The sequence below is a fragment of the Vibrio sp. V19_P1S1T109 genome, from assembly GCF_002241375.1.
GTDB lineage: Bacteria > Pseudomonadota > Gammaproteobacteria > Enterobacterales > Vibrionaceae > Vibrio > Vibrio anguillarum.
This window is the reverse complement of the sequence record NZ_NDIM01000197.1, coordinates 1-5392: the sequence shown is the minus strand read 5'-3', so window position 1 is coordinate 5392 and position 5392 is coordinate 1. Positions and strand designations below refer to the sequence as shown.

Sequence of the window (5392 nt, the reverse complement as noted above, 5' to 3'; positions counted from 1 at the left end):
GTGTATTACAAGCTCGGCATTCAATCCGCTGGTTTACTATCTGGATGTAACAGGGGCTAGTGCCGATTGGCGTAGCGATGAAACGGCGAACCTTACCTCCTTTTTTTTATGACATCACGACTACGACATGATGGACATTTAATATGAGGATTGTGTGCTACGTGAAAGATGGTCGCGTCACCATCAAACTCTGTAGAGCAATAATGGAAAGGGCCGCGTATTCCAAAGCGATGGTAAAGAAGTGAAGTTGACATTAACTGGCTATTTTTGGCGATATGGTATCAGAAAAGTCATTCAGGTATCGATTTTCCGGATGAACCATTTAAACACATCAACTAAAGATAAAATGATGGTCTCAAGTAAGTAGGAAACAGTATCAAAAAATGTGGCTGCATGGATGGTCAGCCAGTCTACGCCACTTTCCATCCAACGACCTAAGGGGATTTTGTTCTCTGTAATAAAATTCACGGTATAGCCTTTTGGAAGGTGAAATGCTCACCTCCTCCTTTAAATTAATTTATGCTTTAAATGGCGCTAAATAGTTGCTGATAGCTTGTTGTGCAGGTGTTCCAGCTTTGGTTTTTACATTCTTTAGCCATGGAACAATACTTTCTGGATGTTTGATTAACCATTGGCGAGCGGCTTGTTCTGGTAACACGCCTTGGTTGAGAATGGATTCCATCAGTTGGTTTTCCATTTCAAGCGAGAAGGATAGGTTTTTTAATAAATTACCGACATTTGGGCATTGTGCTAGGTAGTTTTGACGCACATTGGTGTAGACATTTGCACCACCGTAGTTTGGGCCAAAGTAATCGTCACCGCCATCAAGGTATTCCATTTCAACATTGCTGTTCATTGGGTGCGGAGCCCAACCTAGAAACACAATCCACTGATTACGACGTACTGAGCGTGCCACTTGTGACACCATGCCCGCTTCACTTGACTCAACAACGCTAAAATCTTTCAGCTCAAAAGCGTTTTCATCAACCATCGATTGGATCAAGCGATTACCGTCATTGCCCGGTTCAATACCATAGATTTTGCCGCGAAATTTATCTGAAAATTGAGCGATATCAGCAAACGATTGGACACCGGCATCATAAACGTACTTAGGCACAGCGAGTGTGTATTTTGCTCCTTCCAAGTTAGCGCGCAGAGTTTCAACCGTTCCAGCTTCACGGTATTTGGCAATATCGCCTTCCATGGTTGGCATCCAATTACCGAGGAATACATCAATGTCACCGTTCGCCATAGATGAGTAGGTCACGGGTACTGAGAGCAAATCGATTTTTGTCTGATAGCCTAACCCTTTGAGCAACTCTGTGGTTATTGCCGTCGTGGCGGTGATATCTGTCCAACCTACATCAGCAAAGCGCACGGTATCGCACTGATTAGCGTAAGCATTGGCGCTGAGCAGAGTCGTCATTGCAAGTGTGAGCACGGTTTTTTTAGTAATAGACATGTTATTTCCTTGTATTTTTGACTGACTTTATAAATTTTATGAGTAAGCGTCCGGCTTTCTCATTGGTGGTTTTATTCTTTGTTTGGTTTGCCAGTCTGGTGCAATCCATACTGGAGCTTCAGTACTGGCTAATAGCGGTTTGCCTAAAATAAGATCGGCGGCGCGCTCTGCGACCATGATGGTTGGCGCATTCAGGTTCCCGTTGGGAATGCTTGGGAATATCGAGGAATCCACCACGCGTAAAGCTTGAATTCCGCGCACTTGGCATTGTTCATTCACCACGGCCATTGGGTCGTCATCTGCGCCCATTTTGCAGCTGCAAGAGGGGTGATAAGCGCTTTCCACATTCTGTTTGACCCATGAATCAATATCGTCATCGTTTTGGATCTCTTCACCCGGTTGAATTTCTTCGCCTCGATAACTATCCAATGCTGGTTGCGCTAGAATTTCGCGGGTGAGACGAATGCAATCGCGCCAATCTTGGCGATCTTGTTCGGTTGATAGGTAATTAAATGCGATAGAGGGTGAAACCGTTGGATCGCGAGAGACAATTTGTACTTGTCCTCGGCTTTCTGGCTTATTGGGCCCCACATGAACTTGGAAGCCGTGACCATCAAAGGCCGCTTGGCCGTCGTACCGCATCGCAGCAGGTAAAAAGTGGTATTGAATATTTGGCCATTTGAGCCCTGCGCGAGAGCGAATAAACGCGCACGACTCGAAGTGGTTGGTTGCCCCTAATCCTTTACGAGTTAAGATCCATTCAGTGCCGATAAGCCCTTTGCTGATTAAACCGAGTTTACTGTTTAGTGTGATCGGTTGTTTACAATGGTATTGAAAATAGATCTCTAAGTGATCTTGCAGGTTTTGACCCACGCCAGGCAGGTCTTGCTCCAGTTTCACACCAACTTGTTCAATCAGCGCTTTAGGGCCAATACCCGAAAGTTGCAAAAGTTGAGGAGAGCCAATAGAACCAGCACTTGAGATCACTTCTCGCAAGCAAAACGCTTGTTGGATCTTGCCTGATTTTTCAAACTCAACGCCGATGGCCTTTTGCTCTTCAATCAAGATTTTATGTGTCACAATTCCTGTCTTTACGGTGAGGTTCGGGCGCTTCATCGCGCGGCGTAAATAGGCATTGGACGTTGAGGCGCGAACTCCAGAATCTACCGTCATATGCATTGGCCCGAAACCTTCCTGCTGATAAGCATTGTAATCGTCAGTTTCTGGATAACCGGCTTCTTTGCCCGCATCGATGAAGGCTTGATAAAGTGGGTTCAATTGCATGTCGTTACCGTTACAAGTACCGACGGGCCCGTTGCCGCCACGATAAGCGTTCTCGCCACCTATCCAAGATTCAGCGCGGCGAAAATAGGGTAAACAATTTTGATAATTCCAACCTTTAGCGCCCAGTGATTCCCATTCATCAAAATCGCAAGCGTGACCACGAACATATACCATGCCATTAATAGACGAGCTGCCACCGAGTACTTTTCCCCGTGGGCAATGTAACTGACGCCCGTCAAGATCGGGCTCTGATTCGGTTTCAAATTGCCATGCGTATTTTTCGCTGTTCATCGGGTAAGAAAGGGCGGTTGGCATTTGAATAAAAATGCTTTTATCGCTTCCGCCAGCTTCGAGCAGTAAAACTTGATGCTCGCCAGACTCGGTTAAGCGATCGGCAAGAACACAACCTGCTGAGCCCGCACCGACGATAATGTAATCAAAGTGATTTAACATAGAAGGCTCCTTTGACGATTAAGCATATGGGCTAGCAAAATCATCTAGCTCCACTAAAATGCTTTTGGTTTGGGTATAGTGCTTAAGGGTTTCTATGCCATTTTCACGGCCAATCCCAGAATGCTTATAACCACCGACAGGCATTTCTGCTGGAGAGTCTCCCCAGGTATTTATCCAGCAGATCCCGGCTTGAAGTTGGTGAATTACTCGGTGTGCACGAGAAAGGTTCTGTGTGAACACTCCTGCCGCTAAACCATATTGTGTGTCATTCGCGCGCGCGATCACTTCGTCTTCATCGCTAAACTTAAGCACTGACATCACAGGGCCAAAGATTTCTTGCTGCACGTGAGGCATGTCATCAGTGCAATCAATGAAAACGGTTGGAGCAACAAAGTTGCCCTTATCTAGGCCGTTATCGGTAACTTGATAACCGCCAGTGAGCAAAGTTGCTTGGCTAGCTTTGGCTTGCTCAATCGCTGTGAGCACTTTGCTTAAATGAGGCTTGGAGATCAGTGCACCAATCTGTGTGTTGATATCCATAGGATCACCAATCACTAATTTTTCGGTGCGTTGCTTAAGCTGAGCGACAAACGCATCGTAGATATTGTGGTGTACAAAAACACGCGTCCCATGGGTACACACTTCGCCTTGGGTATAAAAATTTGCCACCATGGCAGCGGAGACAGCTTGATCAAGCTTGGCATCATCAAAAATAATGAGCGGTGACTTTCCGCCCAATTCCATAGTGACAGACTTCAAGCTGCGAGCGCTGTCTGCCATCACGGTTTTCCCGGTACCCGATTCACCGGTAAAAGAGACTTTGGCAATATCTGGGTGGGCCGTCAGCATTTGACCTACGCGGTAATCACCTTGAACCACGTTAAAGACGCCGTCTGGCACTCCGGCTTCACTGAAGATCTCTGCCAGTTTTAATGCGCTTAATGGCGTTTCCTCTGAGGGCTTGAAAATCATCACATTGCCGGCAGCCAGTGCTGGCGCTGATTTCCACATCGCGATTTGAATCGGATAATTCCATGCGCCAATGCCCGCGCAGATGCCTAATGGCTCGCGGCGAGTATAAAAAAACTGATGTTCATTGATCGGCTGTTGCTCGCCTTGAAGCGATGGGGCTAAATTTGCAAAGTACTCAATGACGTCTGCGCCAGTAGCAATATCAACGCAATTGGCTTCTTGAATCGGCTTACCGGTATCGAGAACTTCAAGTACAGCAAGTTCATCGTTTCGTTCTCTAAGTATTTTTACTGCTTTTAGCAAAATACGGCTGCGTTCTGTCGCGGTCATTCTTGACCATATCGCGAATCCTTGCTTGGCTGAGGTGATAGCTTGTTCAACGTCATTGGCACTGGCGTGCTGCAATCTTGCTATCACTTCACCTGTTGCTGGGTTGTAGGTATCGAAACGTTCTCCTGAAGTCGCAGATCGGAGCGTTCCGTTGATATAAAGCGATTGTATTTCCATTTTAAGGCCTGAAGTGAGTTGTTATTGCGCATAAAACGCTAATTGTTTATTGAGGTAATCGTTAATGATGGAATGTGCTTGAGCAGGGTCTATCCCTTTGGGGTTTAATGCTCCGCGTAGCCAAATGCCATCAATCAGTGACGCGATGCCATGAGCCACGAGGTTGACTTGTTCTGATGGGAGCAGCGGCTTGAGTTCAATCTTAAGATGAGAAAGTAAACGCTGTTCATTGACGTATTGCAGGCGATTTAACTGTGCGTCGTGCATGGAGTAAGCCCAAAACGCTAACCATGTTTTAACAACTTGGTTTTCCGCTTGGAACCCTTTGAAATTGCCGGTTACGATGGCATTAATGCGTTCGTAATGAGCCTCTTTTGGGAGTTGGTTTAAATGCTGAGTGATGGTGGTTGAAAGCTCACGTAAAACAACACGCATTGTCTCTTCCAATAATCCATGCTTGCCGCCAAAGTAGTGATTGATAATCCCTGTCGAGACACCCGCTTCTTTGCTGATTAAAGCGATGCTTGCGCCATGTAATCCAACGCGCTCAATGACTGTCATTGTTGCGGCAACAAGTTGAGGTTTGCGTATGTCTGGCATCCCTACCTTTGGCATAATTCATCCTGATTATTTTATATTGAACGATTAGTTAAATATAAAATGCCATGATAATGTTTAGAGTTCAAATCTATTTTTGCGTAATAATTGCCATTG

At 45.9% G+C, this 5392-nt stretch carries 4 protein-coding genes and 1 pseudogene; all 5 read right to left on the bottom strand.

Features of this window, described 5'->3' with window-relative positions:
• Positions 1–318: 318 nt before the first annotated feature.
• Positions 319–468 (bottom strand): annotated as a pseudogene (locus B9J87_RS09325) (choline ABC transporter permease subunit); the annotation flags it as partial.
• A 49-nt stretch (positions 469–517) separates the two neighbouring features.
• Positions 518–1462 (bottom strand): choline ABC transporter substrate-binding protein, encoded by a 945-nt coding sequence (locus tag B9J87_RS09320; RefSeq protein WP_047689625.1) that lies wholly within the window; start codon positions 1460–1462, stop codon positions 518–520.
• A gap of 36 nt (positions 1463–1498) precedes the next feature.
• On the bottom strand, positions 1499–3199 hold the full coding sequence (betA, locus tag B9J87_RS09315; RefSeq protein WP_088733436.1) for a choline dehydrogenase: 1701 nt from the start codon (positions 3197–3199) through the stop codon (positions 1499–1501).
• Positions 3200–3217: 18 nt separating this feature from the next.
• Positions 3218–4678, bottom strand: a complete 1461-nt coding sequence (gene betB, locus B9J87_RS09310) for a betaine-aldehyde dehydrogenase (RefSeq protein ID WP_094150427.1) — start codon at positions 4676–4678, stop codon at positions 3218–3220.
• A gap of 21 nt (positions 4679–4699) precedes the next feature.
• A complete protein-coding gene (betI, locus tag B9J87_RS09305; RefSeq protein ID WP_017046103.1) occupies positions 4700–5293 on the bottom strand; it encodes a transcriptional regulator BetI in 594 nt (197 codons plus the stop codon).
• Positions 5294–5392 lie beyond the last annotated feature (99 nt).

Coding starts and splice junctions, on each gene's coding strand:
- betI (WP_017046103.1), bottom strand. CDS start 5,293: ATGCCAAAGGTAGGGATGCCAGACATACGCAAACCTCAACTTGTTGCC.
- betB (WP_094150427.1), bottom strand. CDS start 4,678: ATGGAAATACAATCGCTTTATATCAACGGAACGCTCCGATCTGCGACT.
- B9J87_RS09320 (WP_047689625.1), bottom strand. CDS start 1,462: ATGTCTATTACTAAAAAAACCGTGCTCACACTTGCAATGACGACTCTG.
- betA (WP_088733436.1), bottom strand. CDS start 3,199: ATGTTAAATCACTTTGATTACATTATCGTCGGTGCGGGCTCAGCAGGT.